Source organism: Amycolatopsis sp. NBRC 101858, assembly GCF_030269325.1.
GTDB lineage: Bacteria > Actinomycetota > Actinomycetes > Mycobacteriales > Pseudonocardiaceae > Amycolatopsis > Amycolatopsis ponsaeliensis.
Genome location: NZ_BSTD01000005.1, coordinates 165,468 through 189,740 on the forward strand (window position 1 = coordinate 165,468; position 24,273 = coordinate 189,740).

Annotated in this window: 26 protein-coding genes and 1 pseudogene; 13 read left to right on the top strand and 14 right to left on the bottom strand. The window is 71.6% G+C overall.

Translation table 11 applies throughout. The annotated features are described in order from the left end of the window. The first annotated feature begins 1 nt into the window (after position 1). From QSK39_RS34750 to QSK39_RS34760, 3 genes are all read left to right on the top strand, one after another. Entirely contained in the window at positions 2-787 is a 786-nt protein-coding gene (locus tag QSK39_RS34750) for an IclR family transcriptional regulator (protein WP_285482098.1), read from the top strand. A gap of 63 nt (positions 788-850) precedes the next feature. Then, the gene (locus QSK39_RS34755) at positions 851-2,071 is read left to right on the top strand and encodes an NAD(P)/FAD-dependent oxidoreductase (RefSeq protein ID WP_285482840.1); all 1,221 of its coding nucleotides are present in this window, start codon (positions 851-853) and stop codon (positions 2,069-2,071) included. 32 nt (positions 2,072-2,103) lie between these two features. Further along, on the top strand, positions 2,104-2,838 hold the full coding sequence (locus QSK39_RS34760; protein WP_285482099.1) for a Clp protease N-terminal domain-containing protein: 735 nt from the start codon (positions 2,104-2,106) through the stop codon (positions 2,836-2,838). A gap of 93 nt (positions 2,839-2,931) precedes the next feature. On the opposite strand, the gene gnd is transcribed toward QSK39_RS34760, so the two are convergent. After that, positions 2,932-4,371 carry an NADP-dependent phosphogluconate dehydrogenase gene (gene gnd / locus QSK39_RS34765; protein ID WP_285482100.1) on the bottom strand — a complete coding sequence of 480 codons (1,440 nt, stop codon included), beginning with the start codon at positions 4,369-4,371 and terminating at the stop codon, positions 2,932-2,934. An 85-nt stretch (positions 4,372-4,456) separates the two neighbouring features. After that, the gene (locus QSK39_RS34770; protein WP_285482101.1) at positions 4,457-5,377 is read right to left on the bottom strand and encodes an MBL fold metallo-hydrolase; all 921 of its coding nucleotides are present in this window, start codon (positions 5,375-5,377) and stop codon (positions 4,457-4,459) included. A 234-nt stretch (positions 5,378-5,611) separates the two neighbouring features. Between QSK39_RS34770 and QSK39_RS34775 the strand changes: the two genes are divergently transcribed. From QSK39_RS34775 to QSK39_RS34790, 4 genes are all read left to right on the top strand, one after another. Further along, positions 5,612-6,475: a helix-turn-helix domain-containing protein gene (locus QSK39_RS34775; RefSeq protein WP_285482102.1), complete on the top strand. Its 864-nt coding sequence runs from the start codon at positions 5,612-5,614 to the stop codon at positions 6,473-6,475. 100 nt (positions 6,476-6,575) lie between these two features. Next, positions 6,576-7,403, top strand: coding sequence for an SAM-dependent methyltransferase (locus QSK39_RS34780; protein WP_502873334.1), 828 nt, complete (start codon positions 6,576-6,578; stop codon positions 7,401-7,403). Beyond that, positions 7,400-8,248, top strand: a complete 849-nt coding sequence (locus QSK39_RS34785; protein WP_285482103.1) for an SAM-dependent methyltransferase — start codon at positions 7,400-7,402, stop codon at positions 8,246-8,248. The genes QSK39_RS34780 and QSK39_RS34785 overlap by 4 nt, the downstream gene beginning before the upstream one ends. Then, on the top strand, positions 8,245-8,850 hold the full coding sequence (locus QSK39_RS34790) for a class I SAM-dependent methyltransferase (RefSeq protein WP_285482104.1): 606 nt from the start codon (positions 8,245-8,247) through the stop codon (positions 8,848-8,850). The genes QSK39_RS34785 and QSK39_RS34790 overlap by 4 nt, the downstream gene beginning before the upstream one ends. 74 nt (positions 8,851-8,924) lie before the next feature. Here QSK39_RS34790 and QSK39_RS34795 read toward each other — a convergent pair whose 3' ends face one another. Further along, a complete protein-coding gene (locus QSK39_RS34795) occupies positions 8,925-9,176 on the bottom strand; it encodes a hypothetical protein (RefSeq protein ID WP_284750422.1) in 252 nt (83 codons plus the stop codon). A gap of 560 nt (positions 9,177-9,736) precedes the next feature. On the opposite strand from QSK39_RS34795, the gene QSK39_RS34800 reads away from it, so the two are divergent. Then, a complete protein-coding gene (locus tag QSK39_RS34800; RefSeq protein WP_285482105.1) occupies positions 9,737-9,991 on the top strand; it encodes a DUF397 domain-containing protein in 255 nt (84 codons plus the stop codon). A 111-nt stretch (positions 9,992-10,102) separates the two neighbouring features. On the opposite strand, the gene QSK39_RS34805 is transcribed toward QSK39_RS34800, so the two are convergent. From QSK39_RS34805 to QSK39_RS34825, 5 genes are all read right to left on the bottom strand, one after another. Then, positions 10,103-10,648 carry a hypothetical protein gene (locus QSK39_RS34805; protein WP_285482106.1) on the bottom strand — a complete coding sequence of 182 codons (546 nt, stop codon included), beginning with the start codon at positions 10,646-10,648 and terminating at the stop codon, positions 10,103-10,105. Then, complete coding sequence (locus QSK39_RS34810) at positions 10,641-11,783, bottom strand: hypothetical protein (RefSeq protein ID WP_285482107.1); 1,143 nt, start codon at positions 11,781-11,783, stop codon at positions 10,641-10,643. Before QSK39_RS34810 ends, QSK39_RS34805 begins: the two co-directional genes overlap by 8 nt. 15 nt (positions 11,784-11,798) lie before the next feature. Next, entirely contained in the window at positions 11,799-12,191 is a 393-nt protein-coding gene (locus QSK39_RS34815; RefSeq protein ID WP_285482108.1) for a FixH family protein, read from the bottom strand. Beyond that, positions 12,188-13,585, bottom strand: coding sequence for a DUF8832 domain-containing protein (locus tag QSK39_RS34820; RefSeq protein ID WP_285482109.1), 1,398 nt, complete (start codon positions 13,583-13,585; stop codon positions 12,188-12,190). Before QSK39_RS34820 ends, QSK39_RS34815 begins: the two co-directional genes overlap by 4 nt. 96 nt (positions 13,586-13,681) lie before the next feature. Beyond that, positions 13,682-14,536: an alpha/beta fold hydrolase gene (locus QSK39_RS34825; protein WP_285482110.1), complete on the bottom strand. Its 855-nt coding sequence runs from the start codon at positions 14,534-14,536 to the stop codon at positions 13,682-13,684. A 53-nt stretch (positions 14,537-14,589) separates the two neighbouring features. Between QSK39_RS34825 and QSK39_RS34830 the strand changes: the two genes are divergently transcribed. After that, positions 14,590-15,135 (top strand): CGNR zinc finger domain-containing protein, encoded by a 546-nt coding sequence (locus QSK39_RS34830; RefSeq protein WP_285482111.1) that lies wholly within the window; start codon positions 14,590-14,592, stop codon positions 15,133-15,135. A gap of 269 nt (positions 15,136-15,404) precedes the next feature. On the opposite strand, the gene QSK39_RS34835 is transcribed toward QSK39_RS34830, so the two are convergent. The 3 genes from QSK39_RS34835 to QSK39_RS34845 are packed head-to-tail and all read right to left on the bottom strand — an operon-like array spanning position 15,405 to position 18,183. Further along, positions 15,405-16,265 (bottom strand): oxygenase MpaB family protein, encoded by an 861-nt coding sequence (locus QSK39_RS34835; protein WP_285482112.1) that lies wholly within the window; start codon positions 16,263-16,265, stop codon positions 15,405-15,407. After that, positions 16,265-16,840, bottom strand: a complete 576-nt coding sequence (locus QSK39_RS34840) for a TetR/AcrR family transcriptional regulator (RefSeq protein ID WP_285482113.1) — start codon at positions 16,838-16,840, stop codon at positions 16,265-16,267. The genes QSK39_RS34835 and QSK39_RS34840 overlap by 1 nt, the downstream gene beginning before the upstream one ends. Then, positions 16,807-18,183: an amidase gene (locus QSK39_RS34845; RefSeq protein ID WP_285482114.1), complete on the bottom strand. Its 1,377-nt coding sequence runs from the start codon at positions 18,181-18,183 to the stop codon at positions 16,807-16,809. Before QSK39_RS34845 ends, QSK39_RS34840 begins: the two co-directional genes overlap by 34 nt. Before the next feature lie 91 nt (positions 18,184-18,274). Here QSK39_RS34845 and QSK39_RS34850 point away from each other — a divergent pair, with 91 nt between their 5' ends. Beyond that, the gene (locus tag QSK39_RS34850; RefSeq protein ID WP_285482115.1) at positions 18,275-19,303 is read left to right on the top strand and encodes a D-cysteine desulfhydrase family protein; all 1,029 of its coding nucleotides are present in this window, start codon (positions 18,275-18,277) and stop codon (positions 19,301-19,303) included. An 84-nt stretch (positions 19,304-19,387) separates the two neighbouring features. Here the strand turns inward: QSK39_RS34850 and QSK39_RS34855 are convergent. Both QSK39_RS34855 and QSK39_RS34860 read right to left on the bottom strand, forming a co-directional pair. Continuing rightward, a pseudogene (locus tag QSK39_RS34855) lies at positions 19,388-19,945 on the bottom strand (DUF998 domain-containing protein); the annotation flags it as partial. Positions 19,946-19,980: 35 nt separating this feature from the next. Then, positions 19,981-20,766: a protein phosphatase 2C domain-containing protein gene (locus QSK39_RS34860; RefSeq protein ID WP_285482116.1), complete on the bottom strand. Its 786-nt coding sequence runs from the start codon at positions 20,764-20,766 to the stop codon at positions 19,981-19,983. Positions 20,767-20,948: 182 nt separating this feature from the next. Between QSK39_RS34860 and QSK39_RS34865 the strand changes: the two genes are divergently transcribed. Then, a complete protein-coding gene (locus QSK39_RS34865; protein WP_284750436.1) occupies positions 20,949-21,158 on the top strand; it encodes a helix-turn-helix domain-containing protein in 210 nt (69 codons plus the stop codon). Beyond that, the gene (locus QSK39_RS34870) at positions 21,158-21,685 is read left to right on the top strand and encodes a Clp protease N-terminal domain-containing protein (RefSeq protein WP_284750437.1); all 528 of its coding nucleotides are present in this window, start codon (positions 21,158-21,160) and stop codon (positions 21,683-21,685) included. Before QSK39_RS34865 ends, QSK39_RS34870 begins: the two co-directional genes overlap by 1 nt. Here the strand turns inward: QSK39_RS34870 and yczE are convergent. After that, a complete protein-coding gene (gene yczE, locus QSK39_RS34875; RefSeq protein WP_285482117.1) occupies positions 21,682-22,335 on the bottom strand; it encodes a membrane protein YczE in 654 nt (217 codons plus the stop codon). The two genes, QSK39_RS34870 and yczE, sit on opposite strands and share 4 nt — an antisense overlap. A 61-nt stretch (positions 22,336-22,396) precedes the next feature. Between yczE and yczR the strand changes: the two genes are divergently transcribed. Beyond that, complete coding sequence (gene yczR / locus QSK39_RS34880) at positions 22,397-23,845, top strand: MocR-like transcription factor YczR (protein WP_285482118.1); 1,449 nt, start codon at positions 22,397-22,399, stop codon at positions 23,843-23,845. The last annotated feature ends 428 nt before the right edge of the window (positions 23,846-24,273 follow it).

Sequence of the window (24,273 nt, forward strand, 5' to 3'; positions counted from 1 at the left end):
CGTGCGGCACAGCGCGCGGCGGCCGCCGTCGGTCGTGGATCGGGTTCTCGATCTGCTGGGGGCCTTCACGGCCGAACGGCCGCGGCTGACGCTGTCCGAGCTCAGCCGGCGCGTCGGCCTTCCGCTGTCGACCACGCACCGGCTGGCCGGTGAGCTGACCCGGCGTGGTGCGCTCGTGCGCGACGAAGCGGGCGTCTACCGCGTCGGGCTTTGGCTGTGGGAAGTCGCTTCGCTCGCTCCGCACGGTGCCGAGCTGCGGGAGAGCGCGATGCCGTTCCTGGAGGACCTTTACGAGGCCACGCACCAGAACGTGCAGCTCGCCGTGCTCGACGGGGCGGAGGTCGTCTACGTCGAGCGCATCTCGGGCCGCGGTGCCGTCAACGTCCTGACGCGCGTCGGCGGGCGGCTGCCCGCGCACGCGACCGGAGTCGGCCAGGTGCTGCTCGCGCACTCCCCGGCCGACGCCCAGGAGGAAGTCCTGGCCGCGCCGCTGAAGGCGTTCACCGCGAAGACGATCAGCTCACCTTCGCAGCTGCGGCGCGTACTGGCCGACGTCCGCCGCGACGGCTACGCGATCAGCGACGGCCAGATCGAGCTGATCTCCCTGTCGGTGGCGGCCCCGGTCCACGACTCGACGGACGAGGTCGTCGCGGCGATCTCGGTGGTCGTCCCGGCGGAGGGGACGGACCCGCGGACGCTGGTCCCGGCGGTGCGGGCCGCGGCGCGGGGGATCTCGCGGGTGCTCGGGGCGCCGCGAGCGCTGCGGACCAGTGGAGAACCCCACTGATCACCTTCGTTCCTCGACGATCCGGGCGGGGTGTGCTCAGATGAAACCATGGGTGAGCAGGGAGTGAGCACCGTTCTCGTGGCCGGGGCGGGGCAGAGCGGGTTCCAGGCCGTGGCGTCGCTGCGGGACCGGGGCTTCGCCGGCCGGGTCGTGCTGGTCGGGGACGAACCGGGCGTGCCGTACCAGCGGCCGCCGCTGTCGAAGGCCTACCTGGCCGGGACCGCCGGGCTCGAGCAGCTGCACCTGCGCGGTGAAGACTTCTTCGCCGACAAGGACATCGAGCTGGTCGCGGGCCGGATCGCTTCGGTCGATCGCGAGGCTTCGCTGGTGCGTCTCGAAGACGGCACCGAACTGGCGTACGACCACCTGATCCTGGCCACCGGCGCGCGCAACCGGACGCTGCCCGTCCCCGGCGCGGACCTGCCGGGCGTGCTGACCTTGCGCACCCGCGACGACGCCGACCGGTTGCGTGCTTCGCTCACCGCCGCGGAAAACGTCGTCGTGGTCGGCGGTGGCTTCATCGGGCTCGAGTTCGCCTCGCACGCCGGCCGCCCGGTGACGATCGTCGAGGCCCAGGACCGGCTCCTCAACCGCGTCGCGACGCCGGAGATCTCCGCCTACTTCGCCGCGCTGCACCGCGAAGCCGGGCACACGGTGCTGCTCGGCCAAGGCGTCTCGGCGCTGCACGGTGACTCGCGGGTGCGCGAGGTCGAGCTGTCCGACGGGAGCCGGCTGCCCGCCGACCTGGTCGTCATCGCCGTCGGTGTCGTGCCGGAGACGACGCTCGCCGCGGCGGCCGGGCTCGCGGTGGACAACGGCGTCGTCGTCGACGAGCACCTGCGGACGGCCGACGAAAAGATCTTCGCGATCGGCGACTGCGCGAACTTTCCGTGCGTCCAGGCGGGTGCGGCGACGCGGCTGGAGTCCGTGCAGAACGCCGTCGACCAGGCCCGGTGCGTGGCCGCGGCGATCACCGGCGCGCCCGAGCCGTACGTGAGCCTGCCGTGGTTCTGGACCGACCAGTCCGGCGCGAAGCTGCAGATCGCCGGGATCCTGGCGGACGCCGACCGGACGGTGGTCGCGGGTGACCGCGAGGCGGGCAAGTTCTCGGTGCTGTCCTTCCGCGACGACGTCCTGATCGCGGTCGAGTCGGTCAACCGGCCGGCGGACCACATCGCCGCGCGCCGCCTGTTCACCGCGGACCCGCACCCGAAGTACGCGGACCTCGAAGCCAGCGAGTTCAACTTGAAGGAGCACCTCAAGGCAGCGTCAACTCGCGGTTGACGCTCAAGGATCGTCAACCTACAGTTGACGGCATGACACCTCCCATCAACGTCAAGCTCGACGACCTCATCTCCGCCATCAAGGGCAACAACGAGAAGGACGCCCTGGCCCAGCTGTCCGACGCCGTCTACATGGGCGAGCACCTGGGCGAGCTCGCCGACCACCTGATCGGCCACTTCGTCGACCAGGCCCGCCGTTCCGGCGCCTCCTGGACCGAGATCGGCAAGAGCATGGGCGTCACGAAGCAGGCGGCCCAGAAGCGGTTCGTGCCCAAGGTGGACCCGGGAGGCGACGTCTCCGGCGCGATCGAGCGCGTCTACGGCCGCTACACCGACCGCGCGCGGCACGTGATCGTCGCGGCCCAGAAGTCGGCCATCGACAACGCCAGCCCGGCCATCGACACCGTGCACCTCGTGCTGGGCCTGCTCACCGAGCCCGCCGCGCTCGCGGCCGGCGCGATCCTCGCCCAGGGCGTCACGCTGGAGACCGTTCAGGAGGCGGCCGAAGCCCGGCTGCCCGCACGGGCCGACGCGGTGCCCAGCCCGACGCCGTTCAGTGCCGAGGCGAAGAAAACGCTGGAACTGACGCTGCGCGAAGGGCTGCGGCTGGGGCACAACTACATCGGGACCGAGCACATCCTGCTGGCGCTGCTGGAGCAGCGCGAGGGCGTCGGCTTCGAGGTGCTCGACGGCCTGGGGATCAAGAAGGACAAGGCCGAGGAGAAGATCGTCGCGGTCCTCGCGGAAATCCTCGCCGCGCGCGGATGAGACCGCTCTGGCTGGCCGCGCTGCTCGCGGTGCTGCTGGTGACGCTGCTCTGACCGGGAAGGACCAGGGGGTCTTCCCGGTCAGAGCACGGCGTCAGGCGTCGGACTCCGGGCGGCCGTCGGCGGCCCACGCCGTGTGGAACGAGCCGTCGCGGTCCACGCGGCGGTACGTGTGCGCCCCGAAGAAGTCACGCTGACCCTGGACCAGCGCCGCCGGCAGCCGGTCCGCGCGGAGGCCGTCGTAGTACGCCAGCGCCGTCGAGAAGCCCGGCGTCGGGATGCCCAGCTTGACCGCCGTCGAGATCACCGACCGCCACGAGTCCTGCGCGTCCTCGACGGCCTTGCGGAAGCCGCCCGAGGTGAGCAGCGTCGGCAGCTCCGGCTCGTCGGCGTAGGCCGCGGTGATGTCGTTGAGGAACTTCGCGCGGATGATGCAGCCACCGCGCCAGATCGAGGCGACCTTGCCGAGGTCGATGTCCCAGCCGTACTCCGTCGCGCCGGCCTGGATCTGGTTGAAGCCCTGCGCGTACGCGACGACCTTCGACGCGTACAGCGCCTGCTCGACGTCGTCCGCGAAGCGCTCCAGCGAGGAACCGGTCAGCGGCGCTCGCGACGGACCACCGAGGCCACGGGCCGCCGCGCGCAGCGACGTCGAGCCGGACAGCGAACGCGCGAAGACGGCTTCGGCGATGCCCGAGATCGGGACGCCCAGGTCGAGGCCGATCTGCACGGTCCAGCGGCCGGTGCCCTTCTGCTCGGCGGCGTCCGCGACGACGTCGACGAACGGCTTGCCGGACGACTTGTCGACGTGCGCCAGCACCTCGGCGGTGATCTCGATCAGGTAGGAGTCGAGCCGGCCGGTGTTCCAGGTCCGGAACACGTCGGCGATCTCGGCGGGGGAGTACCCACCCGCGCCGCGCAGCAGGTCGAACGACTCCGCGATGAGCTGCATGTCGGCGTACTCGATGCCGTTGTGCACCATCTTGACGAAGTGGCCGGCGCCGTCCGCGCCGATGTGCGTGCAGCACGGCTCGCCGTCGACCTTGGCCGAGATGTCCTCGAACAGCGGGCCGAGGGACTCGTAGGACTCCTTCGAGCCGCCGGGCATGATGCTCGGCCCGTGCAGCGCGCCTTCCTCGCCGCCGGAGACGCCGCTGCCGACGAAGTGCAGCCCGCGCTCGCGCAGCGCCTTCTCGCGGCGGCGCGTGTCGGCGAAGTGCGCGTTGCCGGCGTCGATGATCACGTCGCCCTCTTCGAGCAGCGGCGCGAACTCCTCGATGACGGCGTCCGTCGGGCCACCCGCCTTGACCATGATCACGACCTGGCGGGGCCGCTCCAGCGCGTCGACGAACTCCTGCGCCGAGTACGCCGGGATGAAGTCGCCCTCGTCGCCGAACTGGTCCACCAGCGTGCGGGTCCGCTCCTCGGACCGGTTGTGCAGGGCCACCGTGTGCCCGTGCCGCGCCAGGTTCCGGGCCAGGTTGCGGCCCATGACCGCCAGGCCGGTGACCCCGATGCTCGCCTTCTTGCTCATCCGCATCCTTCCGAAGACTCTCTCGATTCAGACACTAGTCCGATCGACGCCTCAAGGAAGGGCACGAAGACGGGGCTCACTCAGTTCAGGAGAAGCAGCGGATCGGGCCCCGGTTGATCGCGACCATGTCCGTGACCGCCGCGACCAGGTCGATCTGCGCGCCCCACCCGGCGCCGTCCAGCTCGGCGTACGCCCGGTGCAGGTTCCCCGGCAGCCGCTCCTGCTCGGTCATCGAGGCGAACTCGCCCAGGTCCGTCTCCTTCGCGACCTCGAGCGGCGACAGCCCGGCGGCCTTCCCGCGCTCGGCCGTCTCCTGGACGAAGGCCAGGTACCGGTCGACGGTGTCCACCACGTCGAGCCCGCAGGGGCCGCCGTGCCCGGGCAAGATCACCTCGGGTTCCAGCTCGCGGATCACGTCCAGCCCGGCCCGCCAGCCGGCCACCGAACCCATCAGCGCGAACGGCTGGCCGCCGTTGAACACCAGGTCACCGGCGAACAGCACGCGCTGCTCGGGCAGCCAGACCAGCACGTCGTTGGTGGTGTGCGCGGCGTGGCCGGGGTGGATCAGCTCCAGGGTGAGGTCGCCGGCGTGCACGGTCAGCCGGTCGTCGAACACGACCTCCGGCGGCCGCGACCGCAGCTCGCCCCAGTCGCTGCCGACGAAGATCCCCTCGAACGTCTGGATGCCCTCGGCGACCATCAGCTCGCGCGTCTTGCGGTGCCCGATGATCGTCGCGCTCCCCACCAGGTAGTTGCCGTTGGTGTGGTCGCCGTGGTGGTGGGTGTTCACCAGCGTCGTCACCGGGCTGCCGGTGGCGGCTTCGACCGTCTCGAGCAGCGCGCGCGTGCGGCGCTCCGTCGAGCACGTGTCGATCAGCACGGTGTGGTCGCCGGCGTCGGCGAACCCGCAGTTGTTGATGTACCAGGAGCCGTCGGGCTGGACGTAGCCGTGGACCCGGTCGGCCAGGCGGGTGACGGCGGCGGCGGAGGGCGAACGATCGGTCACCGGGCCAGTCTGCCCGAGACGCGGCTCCGCCGGTTGGCGGAAAAATTAGGAATTTCGCTGGTCCAGGCGAGTGAAGACACAGGTGACTGGCGTTCCGCGACGTTTCCTGGAACGCTGCGCGATGTCATCATCGAGATCCGCAAGGTGAAGCACTAACCTGGGTGGGTTCGATAGTTCGCGTGAGACGGCGGCCGGCGGCCGCCGTCGCTTTTAGTGGTCCGGGAGAGCAGGGCGATGGCCAGCACCGTCACCTCGCGCCGGAAGCAGCTCGGGAACGAGCTCCGGCATGCCCGCACCGCGGCGCGGATGACACAGCAGCAGGTCGCCGAGGTCCTCGGCTGCACCCAGGGCAAGGTCAACAAGATCGAGTCCGGTGCCGTCGGGGTGAAGCTCGGGGATGTGCGATCGATGCTGAACGCGTTCGGGATCAACGGCGAAGAAGCCGACACGCTGATGAACCTGGCGCGCGCCGCCGCCGGGCAGCGCGGCCACTGGTCGGGCTACCGCTCGGTGGTGCCGCACTGGTTCCGCACCTTCACGGACCTGGAGCCCGCGGCCGCGGAGATCCTCACCTGGCACGGTGAGCGCATCCCCGGCCCGCTGCAGTCCGAGCACTACATGCTCAAGCAGTTCACCGAGTTCGGTGCCACCGACGTGACGTCGCTGGTGCGCAACCGGCTCGACCGCAAGGCGGTGTTCGAGCAGCAGCAGCCGCCGTACTACCGGTTCATCATCAGCGAGGGCGCGCTGCGCCGGGCTCCCGGCGGGTACGCGCCCGCGGTGATGCTGGACCAGGTCGAGCACCTGCTCTCGCTCGAACGGCACCCGCGGGTCTACGTCCACGTGCTGCCGTTCGGGGCCCGGCTGGCCGCGGTGCCCAACGACTTCACGATCATGCGCTTCCCGGACCGCACCCGGGACTTCGTCTACATCGAGCACTCCGCCGGCGGGCTGTACCTCGACGACGTCAAGGACTTCAACATCTTCGTCGACTCGTGGGACCGGCTGCGCGGCGCGGCGCTGGAGCGGCAGGAGACCCGGCAGTTCCTCAAAGAGCTCGCTGAGGGTTACCGCGGCCAGATGCAGCAGCTCCAATAGGGCGAACGGCCGCGCGAAGGGTCCCAGGCGGTGAACAACTGTCGGTAGAGTGACTCTGTTGTGCCCTAATCCACCGGAAGTGCCGCCCGAAGGGGACAGCGTGGACCCCGACTTCCTCCCCGACGCCGTCGACCTCGAGCGGCCGAACGTGGCGAGGATCTACGACTGGGCGCTCGGCGGGACCGCGAACTGGGCGGTCGACCGGCAGTACGGCGAGCTGGCCGTGAAAGCGTTTCCGCTGGCGAAGACCCTGGCGCGCGGCAACCGCGACTTCCTCGGCCGGGCCGTGCGCCACTGCGTCACCGAGGGCATCACGCAGTTCCTCGACCTCGGGTCCGGCATCCCCACGGCCGGCAACGTCCACGAGGTCGCCGACGACTACGCCGACGACAGCCGCTGCGTCTACGTCGACAACGAGCCGGTGGCCGTCGCGCACGGCCGGATCCTGCTCGAAGAGGAGGGCGATCCGGCCCGGCACGCCGTGCTGCACGCCGACCTGCGTGACGCCGAGGAGGTCTGGGAGGCCGCGCTGGCCACCGGGGTGCTCGACCCCGAGCGGCCGATCTGCCTGCTCAGCGTGGCCGTGCTGCACTTCCTGCCGGACGTCACCGGCGTACGCGAAGCCATCCGCGACTACCGGACGCTGCTCGCTCCCGGGTCGGCGTACGTCCTCTCGCACGCGACCGAGTCCGGCGTCGAGGGCGACGAGCTCGCGCAGATCCGGCGGCTCGTGCAGCTGTCCGAGCGGTCGAGCTCGCCGGCGGTTTCCCGGTCGCTCGACGAGATCGCCGCGTTCTTCGGTAACTTCGACGTCGTCGACCCCGGGATCGTGCCTGTGGGAGAGTGGCGCCCCGAGCCCGGCGCCGCCCCGGTCCCCCTCGCGAGCGTGGTCGGCGGTGTCGGCCGCAAGCCTGGAGGACGGAAATGACGACGCAGGATCCCGAAGCCCCCGAAGGCGTCGACCTCGAGCGGCCGAACGCGGCCCGCATCTACGACTGGTTCCTCGGCGGCGACGCCAACTGGGCCATCGACCGCCAGTTCGGCGAACAGGCGGTCAAGACGTTCCCGATGATCAAGACGGTCGCCCGCGTCGGCCGCGACTTCCTCGGCCGCGGCGTGCAGTACCTGGCCCGCAACGGCATCGACCAGTTCCTCGACCTGGGGTCCGGTGTGCCGACGGTCGGGAACGTCCACGAGGTCGCGGCCGAGGTGAACCCGAACGCGCGGTGCGTGTACGTCGACAACGAGCCGGTCGCGGTGGCGCACTCGCAGGTCCTCCTCGAGAAGGAGGGCGTGGCCGACCGGCACGCGGTGCTGCAGGGCGACCTGCGCGACCCGGCCGACATCTGGAAGCGCGCGGTCGAGACCGGCGTCCTCGACACGAACCGGCCGATCGGCCTGATCATCGTCGGCGTCCTGTACTTCCTCGGCGAGGACGAGCCGGTGGCCGAGATCATCCAGAAGTACCTGTCGCTGCTGCCGTCCGGCTCGTACTTCCTGTCCTCGCACCTGACCACCGAGGGCATCGAGGGCATGTCCGACGCCGGCAGCCGCGAGTCGATCATCGAGCAGTACAACAAGTCGAGCACCCCGCTGCACCTGCGCAGCAAGGCGGAGTTCACGACGTTCTTCGACGGCCTGGAGCTCGTCGAGCCGGGCATCGTCTACCTCCCGGAGTGGCACCCGGAGGAGATCGAGTCCCGGGCCACGAAGAAGCTCGCGAACGACCCGGCGTTCAGCGGCCACATCTGCGGCCTCGGCCGCAAACCGTGACAGCGGCTTACGACGCGGTCGCCGTCCAGTACGCGGAGTTCGTCCGCGGGATCTGGGACGGCGACCCGCTGGACCGGGCCGCGTGGGCGGCGTTCGCGGACTACGTGCGCGGCCGCGGCCCGGTCGCCGACCTCGGGTGCGGCCCCGGCCACCTGACGGCGCACCTGCGCTCGCTGGGGCTCGACGCGTTCGGCGTCGACGTGTCGCCGGAGATGGTTTCGCTGGCGCGTTCTTCGCTGCCGGACCTGCGCTTCGAAGTGGGTTCGATGGCGGCCCTGGACCTGCCCGACGAGTCGCTCGCCGGGATCCTGTCGTGGTATTCGGTGATCCACGCGCCTCCGTCGGAGGTGCCGGGGTACTTCGCCGAATTCACCCGGACGTTGGCGCCCGGTGGTCACGTTCTGTTGGGGTGCTTCGAGGCCGGGGCCGGCCCGGTCTCGGAGTTCGACCACAAGGTCACCACGGCGTACCGGTGGCCGCTCGGCGAGCTGGCGGGCATCGCGGCCGAGGCGGGTCTCGTCGAAGTGGGCCGGATGTACCGCGAGGCCGTCGACGGGGAACGCCCCTTCCGCCAAGGACGGCTGCTGCTGCGGAAACCGTAGCCGGGAACGGCGAGAGCCCCGGTCCGCGCAGGGGACCGGGGCTCTTCGTCGTGGTGGTGCGGTGCTTCGGGTGGTCAGGCGCGCGACCCCACCCGGCCGCGCAGGAGCGGGCTCAGGTCGATCGCGGTCTCGAGGGGCCGGGTGGTCCGGACCCCGTCGGAGTGGCGCTGCAGCGGGAGGTCCTGGTCCGTCGCCCACGTCGTGGTCTTGCGCAGGGGCGCCTGGATCAGGCTGAAGCCGAAGCGGTTCCGCAGTTCGTTGCCGATTCCGCGGCGGCCACGGTGCTCCTCCTCGCGGCGGAACAGCGAGTTCATCCGGACGGCCATCTCGTCTACACCCCCAGCTCTCGTCGCGGTGACCGGGCGCGTTCGCCGCCGGTCAGTCCGAGACAGGGTTCACACGGCATGCCGGCCCCGGGGGCCAGCCATTCCACGTCGGCACGGGAAAGCGCTTCCCCGCACTTGGTTCGGACCAGCTCGCTCGTGCTCCCGGTGACGTCCAGTCCGAAGACGTGGACCACCCGGCGGGCCTCGCCTGCGGTTCCCCTGGCGAGCCTGCCCACGACCAGAACGCCCGGTGGCGCACTGTCCTCGACGATCACGCTGATCCTCCCCCATGAGGTCCTGCAGTGGTGGTTTGGTCGTTCGTCAACCAGTGGCCTGCGTTCGGGGACCGCCCGTCGCATGCAGGCAGTCATTCACCGACACCAGCGCCCCGGCCGATGCGATTAATCCTACTCCTGGAATAATCTTCATGTCGAGGCCGGACCTAGTTGATCACCCGCTTGGCCGTGCGGCGTACTCCATTGAGACACTGAGTAGCCGGACGCGGGTACTTTTGACCTGGTCCCGGCCGCGCCCCCCATCGATCCACGGAGGTACGACCCATGGCGGATTATCCGTCGTTCGCGGATTACGATCCGAACACGGCCGTGTCCCTGTTCCAAGAGGCCGCCTGGGAGAAGTCGTTCGCCAGCGAGCCCAACGGTGGGAGCTGCGTCGAGGTCAACCTCGGCCGCGAAGGCCTGATCGGGGTCCGCGACACCAAGCTCGCGACCAGCCCCGTCTTCGTGTTCGACACCGCCGAATGGGAAGCGTTCCTGGTCGCCGTGAAGGCCGGGCAGTTCGACCTGCCCGCCTGATCCGTCCCCGGTCACGTCCGAAAAAATGGCGAAGGCCCCCTTCCCCGTCCCTGGTGAAGGAGGCCTTCGCGACGGCCCGGATACGTCCGGGTGCCGATTGTGAGGGGAATCTCACCCGATCGCCGGAAGCTCGCCTCCGCGCAGCCGGCTCCGGGTCCGGCGCCAGGCGACCACGACCAGCACCACGAGCCCGATCAACGGCAGTGTGCTGATCGCCCAGCTCAAGCCCATCGGCGGCCCGGGCTGTTCGAGCACCGGCAGCCCGCGCAGGTCGCCGGTACCGGACCCGGCCGGGCCGTTGACCGCGAAGCGGAACGTCCACTCACCCGGCCGTGGCATCGACCGGACGTCGAGACCCCACACGTCGAGCTTGCGCGGGTGGCGGACCAGCGGCTGCGTGCGGTTCTGGCCGCCTTCGGGGTTGATCATCGTGAGCGTGCCGGACTTGTCCGCGATCCCGCCGTCGGGGATGAACGTGAAGTCCAGCGACTGCATGGCTTTCAGCGGCCAGGTGCTGAACCCGATCGTCATCCCGTACGGCCCGGCCTGCACGTGCTCGGTGTGCACGATGTTGACCGGCTCGTAGGCGTTCGCCGGCGCCGCGGTGGCGAACAGCAGCCCGGCCACGGCGGCCAGCGCCAGGAGTGCCTTACGCATCAGCGGTTTCCCCCTTCTTCGCGGGCGCCAGCAGGCAGAGCATCCCGCCGAACCGCCACCCGGCGAACCCGCCGAGCAGCCCGAACAGGCCGCTGAGCACGGCCGTCGTGATCTGGTACCAGGCCGGCGACAAGTGCGCGCCGGGGAAGAGCAGGAAGTGCTGGAAGGGCAGGCTCAGCCCGATCAGCGCCCCGGCGATCCCGCCGGTGACCAGGGACACGCGGCCCGCGGGCCACCCCCGGCGTCGCCCGGCCAGGTACCCCAGCTCCATCAGCGCTGCCACCGGCAGCAACGCCAGCGGCGTCAGCGACGGCATCTGCGGCACGCCGGTGACCGCGTCGCGCAGGGGAAGGTCGACCAGGTCGGCGTAGGCCTTCGCGGCCCACGGCGAGAACCACCAGAAGACCCCTTGCACGAGCAGGACCAGCGCCGCGGTGCCGGCCGCGCCGCCCGGGCGCCGCAGGAACCCGGCGCCGACCGAGACCAGCAGCACCGCCATCATCGAGCAGCCGATCGACACGGCGTTGAAGTAGTCGCCCGGCACCTGCTGCAGCCCGAGCGCGAGCACCGGCCCGAAGGTGAGCAGCACCGTCAGCGACGCGAGCGTGCCGATCCGTCCCCAGCGGTGTTCGCGCGCCGCGGCGAACACCGCGGTCGTGCCGATCAGCGACACCGTGATCGCCAGCAGCAACCCGATGTGCGGCGGCGAGTCGATGACCGCGTCGAAGCCGTAGAGCCCGTGCCACCACTGGTCCCACAGGCCGTACAGCAGGAACGTCGCCGCGCCGACCCCCGAGACCAGGTAGCCGATCGGGGCCGCGAAGGTCTTGCCGAACACGTTGACCACGCGCCCGCCGACCCGCGGGTCGACCGGACGCCCGGCCCGGCGCGCCGCCGTCGTCAGCAGCACGACGGCGAGGCTCGCCAGGCCGACGACCGCGGTGCCCGCGTACAGGAACAGGTGCGGCAGCGTGAAGAACGTGTCCGGCCCGACGTCGTCGTGCCACTGGATGTCCCAGGTCAGCCCGACCAGTGAGAGCAGCGAACCGCCGAGCGCGACGTTCGCCGGCAGCAACCCCGTTCGCGCTTGTTTCGCCACCGGCGTGGTGCGCACGCCGGATGCGGTGAGATCCATTTCCCCCGAACCTTTCTACTTGACGAGCAACGGAAAAACGACTTGGGCGGGGCCGCCCGGCCCGCGCAGGGACACGGTGATCTCCCACTGCCCGGACATCGGCAGCGCGACACCCGTGGCGCGGAACCGGCCGGAGCTTTCCGCCACGGCGAGCACCGGGGCGAACGCGTGGCCCATCTGCGCCATGACCGGTTCGACCAGGACGCTGTCGGGCGCGGGCCCGGTCACCGCGACCGCGAACGTGTTGCCGCCGATGCGCGGCGGGTCCGCGGAGAACTGGACCGTGTACGGCCCGGAAACCGCCTGCTGCGTGGTGGCTTTCGCGTCGCCGGCGGGCCAGAGCAGCCAGGCGGCACCGGCCGCGACCACCAGCGCGACGACGGCGATCAGCACCTTGGGGCGTTTCATCGTCCGGCTCCTGTCGTCGGGACGTCGACCACGGCGGGGATGGTCAGCACGCGGTAGCCGCGCTCGGCCTGCAGCCAGATCCGGTACCGGCCGGGCGCGGCGAAGGTGTAGGTGAAGCTGACGTCCGGGCCGTAGGCGGCGACGGTCTCGTCGGGCCGGTCGAGCTGGCCCGCGACCGGCGGGATCATCGCGTGGACGTGCGCCCACGTCGGTGCCTTCGCGGCGGCGGTGCCCGGTTGCCCGGTGATCGGCCCGGCGACGATCAGGTGGCCGAGCATGCCCAGCCACGGCTGGAGGTCCTGGGTCTTGAAGTGCGCGGTGATCGTGGTCGGCGTGCCGGGGGTGATCGTCAGGTCCACCGGCGTCCCGTCGACTGTCCGCGGGCCGGCGCCGGGCGGTTCGGGCGCGGGCGCGGCGGTGCCCGTCAGGTCCACAGTGGACCGGACGAGCTGGACCCCGCCGCCGCGCCGGACCAGCTCCGCCGCGACGGTGTACGTGCCCGCTTCCGGATCGGCCACGCCGACGCGGTAGTCGCCGGGGCCGACGCGCACCGGGTGCAGGTGGCTCATCCGCCCGGACGGCGATATCAGGACGAGGTGCACGAGCGCGTTGTCGTGGATCAGCAGGTCGTCGACCGGGCGGCCGGTGGCGCCGTCGGTGAGGTGCAGGGTCAGCTCGTCGCGTTCGGCCTGGACGGCCAGGTTCACCGGCGGCCGTGAATAGTCCATTGTGGACAATTGCGCGTTGGCGTACGGGTCGGTGACGTTGTCGTACGTCGGATCGAGCTGGCTGCCGGGCGCGGGCGGCGGGGGAGTGCTCGCCGACAGCAGCGCGCCGGTGACGGCGACGGCGATCGCGGCGACCGCGCCACCGGCCGGGACCAGTGCGAAGGCGGTTCGCTTCGCCTTGACGCCGACGACCAGCGCGAGCAGCAGGAACGCGCCTGCGGCGACGAACCCGCCGTAGGTCGCCTTCTCCCACGGCGGAACCACCCGCGCCGGCACGATGAACGGGATGGTCGCGGTGGTCCCGCTGCCGTCGTCCAGCGACAGCTGCCACGGTCCCGGCTTGTCGACTTGGAGATTTCCCGGGTACACGCCCGGTTCGGCGCCGAGCACGACGTCACCGCGCGAAGTGACGACACCGTCGGCCGCGACGGCCAGGTGCAGCGTGCCGGGCGCGGTGCCCTGGTGGGTCACGACGTCGACCCGCAGCGGCGACGGCGTGACGTCGACCCGGCGGATGATCACGGTCAGCTCGCGTGCGCCGAGCGTCTGCGCGACCTGGACGTCCGTGCCGGACGGCGCGCCGTCGGCGTGCGCGGTCCCGCCGGCCAGTGCGATCCCCAGCACGGCCAGCAGCATCAGCAGTACGGCTCTTGGTTTGGTCCCCATCGTGGGTTCGAACCTAGCGACGGCGGACTGTGCCGGGCGTCACGGCGGGGAGGGAACTCCGGTCCCCAGTGCGGGGGACCGGAGCCCCCGGGAGTCTCAGGGGTGCAGGAATTCCCGCAGGTGGGCGACGACTTCCGCGGGCTGCTCCTCGGGCAGGAAGTGGCCGCACTCCTCGAGCGCGACCCCGGTGACGTCGTTCGCGTACTCCCGCCAGATTTCGAGCGTGGGGAGGGTGCCGAGCAGGCCGTTCGCGCCCCAGAGGGCCAGAAGTGGCTGGGTGATGCGCTTTCCGGCGGCGAAGTCGGCGTCGTCGAGCTCGGCGTCGTCCGGGAAGGAGGCGCGGTAGTCGTCGAAACCGGCGCGCAGGGCGCCGGGCTGGGAGAAGGCGCGGACGTACTCGGCGACGGAGTCGGGGTCGAGGTGGTGGCGCTGGTAGGTCCAGCGTTCGAAGAAGTAGCCGAGGTAAGCGGCGATGTTCTGGCCGGCGAGCAGCTCGGGGAGGTCGGGCTGGAGGTGGAAGAGCCAGTGCCAGTAGGCCTTCGCGACGCCGGTGTCGAGGCGCTGCCACATCGCGCGGGTCGGGGCGATGTCGAGGACGGCGAGGCGGTCGACCTGGTCCGGGCGGTCGAGGGCCCAGCGGTGGGCGACGCGGCCGCCGCGGTCGTGCCCGGCGACGGCTGTTTGCGGGAAGCCGAGGTGCTCGGCGAGCGCGGCGACGTCGGCGGCCATGGTGCGCTTGTCGTAGCCGGTCCGGGGCTTGTCGGTGCGGCCGTAACCGCGCAGGTCGGGGGCGATGACGGTGTGCGTCTCGGCGAGAGGCTCGAGGACCCGGTGCCAGCAGTGCGACGTCTGCGGCCAGCCGTGGAGGAGGAACAGGGGCGGGCCGTCGCCGGCCCTGACGTAGTGCATCCGGATGCCGTTGACCGTGGCCGTGCTTTCTAACCTGTTCATACGGTTAGAAGGTAGCGGCCAGTCTAACCGTTCGCAACGGTTAGACTGCGGGCATGGAGTGGGTCTTCGACGGCGGACGGCCGTGCCTCGACCTGGTCAACACGCTGCGCAGCCGGCACGACGGCGGCGTCGAGCTGCTGACCGGGCCCGGCGCGCTGGCGGAGTGGCTCGCGCTCGCGGGGTTCACGACGGGCCCGGTGCGGGTGACGGCGGGCAACGTGCTGGCGGCGAAGGCGCTGCGGGAGGCGATCGACCGGGTGCTGCGCGAACCGGCGGAGATGGACATCGGCCTGGTGAACAACGCGGCGGCTTCAGCGCCGGCGCCCCCACCGCGGTTGGTCCTGACTGACGGAGGTTTGCGGCGCGAGGTACCGGCGCCGAAGGACCCGGTGGCGGTGGCCTTCGCGACGTTGGCGGCGGACGCGATCGACTTGGCGACGAGCGAGGCATCGGTAAGGGTGTGCGCAGCGGACGACTGCGGGCTGCGGTTTTCCGACGCCTCGCCGAGGCGGAACCGGCAGTGGTGCTCGATGTCCCGGTGCGGGAATCGGGCCAAGGCTCGGGCGCACTATGCGCGGGTCAGCGGCCGGGACGAGTAGGTGGGTTGGCTCGCGTGGCTGAGACGAGTGGGTGGGTCGGCTCGCGTGGCTGAGGCAAGTAGGTGAGTCGGTTCTCGCGGCCGACGCGAGTGGGTTGGCTCGCGTGGCCGAGGCGGGTAGGTGGGTTGGCTCGCGTGGCTGAGACGAGTGGGTGGGTCGGCTCGCGTGGCCGAGATGGGTAGGCGGGTCAGCTCTCGTGGCCAACGCTGAAATGCAGTCGGCCGCGCGCAGCCTTCCCTGCACCGCCGGCGCGATTCGCGCGAAGCCCGTCAGGGCGTAGCACCGGGACCGTTGCCGCCCACCAAACGCTGGTAAACCTTCGGGTGCGCGCGCAACCACACGTTCAGCTTGCCGATCCACCGCATGTGCGCCGTCCGCAGCCCGGCGGGGATCGGCGTCGCGAGGATCCGCACCGCCGCCGCGAACCGCAGGAACCGCCGCTGATCCCGGAGAGTCCACTGTAGACCCAACCGCTCCCGCAAACCGGGCGGCAAAGTCGCCCGGAGCAGGAACATCTGGGCCCGGGCGTGCCACCGCCACCACGAATCGGGCAGCCAGCGCACCGGCTTGCCCACCGTGCGGATCGTCTCGAAAAGCTGATCTACCGTCGGGTTCCCGGCGAAACCGGCCACCATCTCGTCGTAGTAGCGCTCGAACGAGACCCAGTCTGGTGGCAAATCGCGCTCGCGGACCCCGAGCAGCCGACCGATGTCGCACATCTGCGCGTAGTACTCGTCAAGGTCCGAAGTGGACAGTGGGCGGCCGAAGAACCGTTGAGCGTCAACGGGAACCTTCACCAGCGTCGCGTGCACCCACGCATAGGCCGCCGGATCCAACGCGCTGTAGCGCCGTCCGTCCAGGGAACCCGTGAACGAACGGTGCAACGCACGCAACCGCGCGGCCTCCACCCGGGCGCCCGCGACCCCGCCGTAGACGTAGATCGACAGCGACGCGCCCGTCCGCATCAGCCGCGTCCACGGATCCGACGGGTAGTCCGAATGATCGCGCACCCCCGCCGCGACGACCGGGTGCGCCACCTGCAGCGCCAGGACCTGGCCGGCCAGCAGTCCGTCGCGGAAGTCGCCGAAGTACTTCCACGCCGCCGTGCCGCGGACGATCGGCCGGGCCATCAAGCCCCGCGGAGCAGCATCATCAGCGGCTCGGCCACCGGCGTGTCCGTCTCGCCGGTCGCCAGCCGGCGCAGCTGCAGCCCGGCGATCAGCGCGACGACCGGCCCGGCCAGCCGCCGCGCGTCCGGCACACCGAGCGCTTCGAGGATCGTCACCGCCAGCTCGTCGTACGCCGCGAAGCAGCGCGAAGACGCTTCGTGCAGCTCGGGATCGCGGGCGGACTGGAGGTACAGCTCGTGCGCGCCGAGCTCGTCGGCGCCGAACGGCAGCTGCGCGATCACGTGCTCGACGACCGACGCTGCCTGCTCGACGCTCAGGCCGTCCGCGCGGTAGCCGTCGACGATCGCGCCGAGCTTCGTGGTTTCGTCCTCGACGAACATCAGCATCGCTTCGCGCAGCAACGCCGTCTGGCTGGGGAAGTGGTAGGTGAGCGTGCCGAGCGAAACACCGGCGGCGGCCACGATCCGGCGGTTCGTCAGCCCGCCGACGCCGTGCTCGCCGACGACCGTCAGCGCGCCGCGCAGGATGGCGTCCCGGGTGCTTACCAGCTTGTCTCGGGATGCCGCTCCGGCCACCGTTCGACCTCTTCCAGTTGCGCGGCGAGCGAAACCAGCCGCTCCTCGGAGTGCGAGGGGCCGAGCAGCTGCGCGCCCAGCGGCAGCCCGCCGTCCGTCAGCCCGGCCGGGACGTTGACCCCCGGCCAGCCCAGCACGTTCCACGGCCAAGCGTACGGGCAGGCGGCGATCATGGCCTGGTCGGTCTCCCAGCCGGACAGCCCGTCGAACGTGCCGATCGGCGGCGGCGGGGTCGCGGTCGTCGGGGTCAGCAGGACGTCGACGCGGCCGAAGACCGAGCCGATCCGCCGGTGCAGCCCCGGCTCCAGCGCCCGCGCGAGCCGCAGCGCGGGCCCGGCCAAGAGCCGCCCGTGGCCGGCGTTGCTGCGCGTGCGCGGGTCGAGCCCGGCGCGGTCGGGCACGCGCAACGTCCAGTCGCGGACGCCGGTGAGCGAGCGCGGCAGGAACGTCAGCCCGATCAGCCCGTAGTCCGGCTCGACCTCGACGATCTCGTGGCCCAGCCCGGCGAGCGACTCCGCGAGGCGCCGCACGTTCGCTTCGACGACCGGGTCGAGCCGGGTTTTGGTGGCGGTGAACGGGATCCGCGTCGACAGCCCGATCCGCAGCCGGCCGGGTTCGCGTGCCGCGGCGGTCCGGAACGTGCGGCCGGTGGCGGCGGCGACGTCCAGCAGCAGCGCGGCGTCTTCGACGGTCCGGGCGAGCGGGCCGAGCACGGTCAGGCCGTGGAACAGCTCGCCGTCGGTGGGGATCCGGCCGCGCTGGGTCTTGATGCCGACGAGCCCGGTCCACGCGGCCGGGATGCGCACCGAGCCGGCGCCGTCGGAACCGAGCGCGGCCGCGATGGCCCCCGACGCCACCGCGGCCGCGCTCCCGCCTGAAGAACCCCCGGGGGTGTGGCCGGTGTGCCACGGATTGCGCGTCGCGCCGAAGGCCGGGCCCTCGGTGAACGGCCATTGGCCCAGCTCGGGGGTGTTGGTCTTGCCGATGATGACCGCGCCGGCCTCGCGCAGCAGCGCGACGGCGGGTGCGTCGGACGTCGCGGCCGGGAAGTCGCCGACGCAGCCGAACGACGTGGGCAGGCCGGTGATGTCGACGTCGTCCTTGATCGCGACGGGCACGCCGAGCAGGGGTTTCCGGTCACCGGCCCGGAGCCGTTCGTCCGCCTCGGCCGCTTCGGCGAGCGCCGCGTCGTCGCGCAGGTGCCGGAAGGCGTTGAGGACGGGCTGGCTGGCGTGCGCGCGCCCGAGCGCGGTCGCGGTGAGCTCGGCCGAGGTGACTTCGCCGGCGGCGAGCTGCGCGGCCTGCGCGGTGAGACCGGTGAAGTCCAGGCTCGTGGCGGTCATGGCACCTCCCGGGGCGCTCTCGTTCGTTCGAACGAACGTTACCGGATACCGATGGTTTCCGGCTACTCCCCGGGCGCTCTAGAGTGAAGTGATGACGTTCGACTTCGCCGGATTCCCCGAGGCCGCTCTGACCGCGATCCCCCGCGTCGACCTGGGCGGCTGGCCGACGCCGCTGCAGGAAGCACCGCGGCTCGGCGAAGCCCTCGGCCTGCGGAACCTCTGGCTGAAACGCGACGACGTCCACTCGCTTGGCGCCGGCGGCAACAAGCTCCGCAAGCTCGAATTCCACCTCGGCGCCGCGCTCGAAGCCGGCGCGGACACCGTGATCACCTTCGGTGCGCTCCAGACCAATCACGGCCGCCAGACCGCCGCCGCGTGCGCGAAGCTCGGCCTGCGCTGCGAACTCGTCCTCACCGCGAAGGTCCCGCGCGACGGCGAAGCGTACGAACGCTCCGGCAACATCCCGCTCGACAAGCTCTTCGGCGCGACCGTCCACGTCTGCGCCGACGGCGAAGAGACCGGCCGCACCTACGACCGTCTCGTCGCCGAAGCCGCCGCCGAAGGCCGGAGGGTCGCCACCGTCCCGGTCGGCGGCTCCAGCGACCTCGGCGCCCTCGGGTACGTCCGCGCGACGCTCGAACTCGCGAAGCAGCTCGAAGAACGCGGGGTCGAGCGTGCGCACCTCGTCATCCCGCACGCCAGCGGCGGCACCGCGGCCGGGGTCGTGCTGGCCACCGGGCTCCTCGGGAACCTCGGCGTCGGCATCGCCTGCGTCAGCCACCCGCTCGACGAGGCCACGGAGAACCTCCGCGACCTCGTCGGCGGTGCGGCCAAGCTGCTCGGCGTCGAACCGCCGTCGTTCACGCACACGAAGATGAGCGACTCGACCCTCGGCCCCGGCTACGGCATCCCGACCGACGCGGTCTGGAACGCGCTACGGCTTTTCGGCCGCACCGAGGGCGTTGTGCTCGATCCGGTTTACACCGGCAAGGTGGCCGCCGCGCTGGTCGAATGGGCCGGCCACTTCGCCCCCGATGACCACGTGGTGTTCCTGCACACCGGCGGGATGCCCGGCCTGTACGGCTACGCGCCCGAATTCGCCGCGGCCGTCGAAGGCTGACTCGAGCCGGGTCGCGACCCACAGCAGCGTGAAGAGCAGGCCGACGTCGGCGAGCAGCAGCCGCTGCATGACGCCGATCGGGAACGCGTCCGAGATCTCCGGGAACGGCCCGATTTCGGCCTCGCTCAAGCGAACCAGCACGAAGCTGATCGCGAACAGCCCGAACGCGACCGCGCTCAGCCGGACCGCCCGCACGACGGCGACGCGCTCCGGCCGTCCCCGCAACGGTTCCAGCAGCGAGATCGCCGCGCCGGGCAGGCTCAGGAACGCGACCAGGCACGCGTAGAGGTGGATTTCGCCGCTCACCGGGTCGGGCGCTTCCGGGTAGCTCGCCGGGAACACCGCGGCCGCGGCCAGCCCGAGCGACCAGAGCGCGAGCAGCAGCCGGGTCGTCCGCGACAGCGGGACGCCGGCGGCGTGCAGCGCGCCGAGCACCGCCAGCGAACCGATGGCCAGCGACAACACGCTCGCGGCGAGCATCCCTTCGCCCCGGTCGGTCACGGTGTAGCTCGACAGCGTGTCGTACACCGGGTTGTGCGAGCTGACGATGTGCAGCACGACGGCCGTGAACAGCCCCCAGCCGAGTGCGCCCAGCGCCACGAGCCGCCACGGTCTCGTGCGCTTCCCCTGTTCCGTCCCCATGCCATTCAGGTTCTCGAAGAACCGGACGGCCGTGATCAGGGAAGACCCTGAATTCCCCCGGATGCGAAGTCGATCAGCACCAGGGCCTGGTCGTCGTGGCACTTCGGGCGCGGCCAGCGGGCGCCGTCCGGGTCCTGCTTCTCCGCGGTCCGGACGGCGTCCAGCACGGCGTCCGGACCGTCGGCGCGGGTGATCGCCAGGACTTCGCGCCAGTCGAAGAGTGCGTACTGGTCGACGCCGATGGAGACGCCGTCGCTCGCGAGCACCACGGCGTCGACGTCGGCCCGCGGCCAGCTGCGGCGGACGGCGTGGGCGGCCGCGCCGGGGTCGGCTTCGGCGACCCAGAAGCCGTCGTGGGCGTTGCGCCGGCGCCGGACGTCCGCGCCGGTCTGGAGCATCCCGCGCCGCCGCAGCCGGGCGAGCCGGTCGTCGGAGACGACGTCGACGCCGAAGCCGCCGAAGCCGATCACCGGGCTGTCGGCCAGCACCAGTGCTTCCACGCGGTCATCGAGCCACCGCACCCCGGCGACCGTGCTCGACGGCGACTGCTGCGGGCGCAGGGCGTTCTCCGCCGTCACGACGGCGATCGCGCCGGTCAGGAGGTCGGTCAGGTCGGCTTCGGGTGCCGCGCGCAGGTCGTCGGCGAGGCGGCGGGCCAGCCGTTCGGCGTACCAGCCGCCGGGGGGTTGCGAGGGGTCCGACGAGGTGGCGCCGTCGAGGACGAACACGGCGTTGTCCAGCACGACGACGTGGTCTTCGGTCGGGCGGGGGTGACCGTCGGCGCCCACCCCGGCCCGCTCGGCGAACACGATCTCGGGCATCACCCGACTCTACGTCGCCGGTCCGTGACCTACGCGCCGACGCTGTCAACCATGCTTCGCCGGCGGACGAGGTCGGGCGCCCGCCTCATTCAAGACCTTCGAACCGCGGCCGCAACGCGTGCCACATCGGACGCTGTCAACTCAGGTTGACAAGCCCAAGATGTCAACGTAGGTTGACAGGCATGACGGAAGCGACGGACCTGGCCGCCCGGGCCGGCGACCGCGATCCCCGGGTGGGACTGCGTGCGGTCGCCGCGCTCCGGCGGCTGGTGGAACAACTGGAGGCCGTGCAGGTCCGCAGTGCGCGGATCAACGGCTGGTCGTGGCAGGAGATCGCCGCCGAGCTGGGGGTCAGCCGGCAGGCCGTGCACAAGAAGTACGGGAGGCACTGATGTTCGAGAGGTTCACGGCGGACGCGCGGATGGCGGTCGTCGAAGCGCAGATCGTGGCGCGGGAGTCCGGTTCAGTCGAAATCCGGCCGGTGCACCTGCTGGCGGGGCTGGTCAAGACGGACGTCCCGTTGCTCGCCGAGCTGGGAATCTCCGCGGAAGAGGTCGCCGCCGAACTGGCGCGCACCCGGCGCCGCGGCGGGGTCAGCGACGCCGACGCCGAGGCGCTCACCGAGTTCGGCATCGACGTCGAGCAGATCGTCGAACGCATCGAGCAAACCCACGGCGAGGGGGCGCTCGCCGGCCGGCTCGGGCCGGCCAAGCGCGGGCACATCCCGTTCACGTCCCAGTCGAAGAAGACCTTGGAGCTGAGCCTCAAGGAAGCCGTCCGGCTGGGGGACAAGCACCTCGGGCAGGAGCACATCCTGCTGGCGCTGGCCCAGCAGCGGGACACCGACGACGTGCTCGCCCGCCGCGGCGCCGACTACCCGACGCTGCGGCGGGCGGTGCAGCAACGCAAGGCCGGCTAGTGACCTTGCTGCTGCTCCTGCTCTTCGGCGGCACGGTCGCGCCAGGTGGTCAGCGGCAGCAGTGCCTGGGTCAGCGGCCCGATGGCCAGTGCGTAGAGCACGGTGCCGATCCCGACGGTGCCGCCGAGCAGGAAGCCGACGGCGACCACGGTGACCTCGATGCCGGTGCGCACCAGCCGGACCGACCAGCCGGTGCGTCCCGCGAGCCCGGTCATCAGGCCGTCGCGGGGCCCCGGGCCGAGCCGGGCGCCGACGTAGGTGGCGGTCGCGACGCCGTTGAGCGCCACCCCGCCCGCCAGCAGCGCGATCTGCCAGCCGAGCTCGTGCTGGTCGGGCAGCACCGCGCGAACCAGGTCGACCACCACCGAGATGACGACGACGTTCGCGATGGTGCCGATGCCGGGCCGCTGGCGCAGCGGGATCCACAGGAGCAGGACGACGACCGAGATCAGCCCGGTCACCGTGCCGAAGGTCAGCCCCGCGTGCTTCATGACGCCCTCGGCGAGCACGCTCCACGGCTCGAGGCCGAGGCCGGCGCGGGTCACGAAGGCGACGCTGGTGCCGTAGAGGGCGAGGCCGACCAGGAGCTGGGTGCTGCGGCGGACGGGGTTGCGGGAGATCCGGACGGGCCGGAGATCGATCTGAGCCACGGCTCCACTATCGGCCGGAAGTGGCCTTGTAAACCATAGCCAATTCCAGGATATTGGCCTTATGGATCCCGTCATCCCGGTAGGTGGACGCATCTCCGGCCCTCGATTGGCTGTCATGCTGGGCTCGTGGCGGCAAGGCGGGTCCCGGCAGGGGGCGGTCGATCTGGCCGCAGCCATCGAGCTGCAGGTGCTGGACGGCCAGCTCCCACTCGGCACCCGGCTGCCCGCCGAGCGCGAGCTGGCCGACGCGCTCGGTGCCAGCCGGACGCTGATCGGCGCGGCCCTGGACCGGTTGCGGGAGAGCGGGTTCGTCGCGAGCCGCCGAGGCGCGGGGTCGTGGATCGCCGCGCCCGGACGGCGGCGCCGTGGACCGCTCGCGCCGGTGGGGGACGGCTCGATCGACTTCACGCACGCGTCTTCGCCGGCCATCCCGGGCACGGCCGCGGCGGTCGACACGGCTCGCGTCCGGCTCACCGACTTCCTCGGAGACCACGGCTACCAGGAACGCGGCCTGCTCGGCCTGCGGGAGAAGATCGCCCAGCGGTACACCGAACGCGGGCTGCCGACGACGCCCGCGCAGGTGATGGTCACCAACGGCGCGCACCACGCGTTCGTCCTGGTCCTGCGCATGCTCGCGGGCCCCGGCGACCGCGTGCTGGTGGAGCAGCCGACCTACCCGAACGCCCTGGAGGCGATCCGCGCCGCGCACGCGATCCCGGTGCCGGTGGCGCTCGACCCGGCCGGGCCGCGCGGCTGGGACATCGCGGGCGTCGACGCGGCGCTGCGCCAGGCGAACCCGCGGTTCGCCTACCTCGTCGTCGACTTCCAGAACCCGACCGGCCTGCGCATGGACGCCGAAGGCCGCGCCCGGCTCGGCACCGTGCTGACCCGCGCCCGGACCCCGGTGGTCGTCGACGAGACGCTCGTCGAGCTGGACCTGGAAGGCGACCCGCTCCACGGGCCGCCGCCGCTGGCCGCGTTCGCCGGCGACCTGGCGATCTGCGTCGGCTCGGCGTCGAAGACGCACTGGGGCGGGCTGCGGCTCGGCTGGATCCGCGCGTCGGAGGACCTGCTCGGCCGGCTGGTTTCGGCGCGCTACGCGGTCGACCTCGGGTCGCCGGTGTTCGAGCAGATCGTGCTCACCGAGCTGCTGGCCGACGAAACCGCGCTGGCCCGCCGTCGCGAGGAGCTGCGCGGCTACCGCGACGCCCTGGCCGGCGCGGTGCACCGGTACCTGCCGGACTGGACGTTCACGCTGCCGAAGGGCGGCCTGTCGCTGTGGTGCCGGATGCCGGAGCCGGTGAGCTCGCGGCTGGCGGTGGCGGCGGCGAGCCACGGCGTCCAGGTGGCGCCCGGGTCCCGCTTCGGCGTCCACGGCGGCCTGGAGCGCTGGATCCGGCTGCCGTTCTCCCTGCCGCCGGACAAGATCGACGAGGCGGTCCGGCGGCTGAGCGCCGCGGCGGCGTCGGTCAGCGGCACTCCGGCCTCACTGGACGCGCCGATCGCCTGAAAAACGAACCGGTGCGCTGGATGCGAGCCTGCTCCCAGGGATGGGCGGCGTTCGTGAGCATCCAGCGCACCGGTTCGGTGTTCACACCCCCGTTCGCGGACGTGACCCCGCTCGCGGGTAACCGCTGGCTTCCCGGCACAGCCCCTCGACGTGCCGGGAAGCCCGCGGTTCAGGTGCGCTCTCGGTACTGCGAGATTCCGCTCGGCGCGGTGAGCGAAAACTCCCGGAGTGCACCCGGTGTGGGTCCCGGCGTCGCGGGGGCAGCGCGACGCCGGGACCGGGATCCGACCCGGCCGGGCGCGGTCGGCCGGTCGGAAAGACTGTGGTTTCGCATGGGTTTTCGCCCCTGGGGTACGTCGGACGCGGGTGAGCGTCACGAGACGTGAAAGAGTCACGGATCGCGTACTGGAGCAGGGGAATCGTCACGC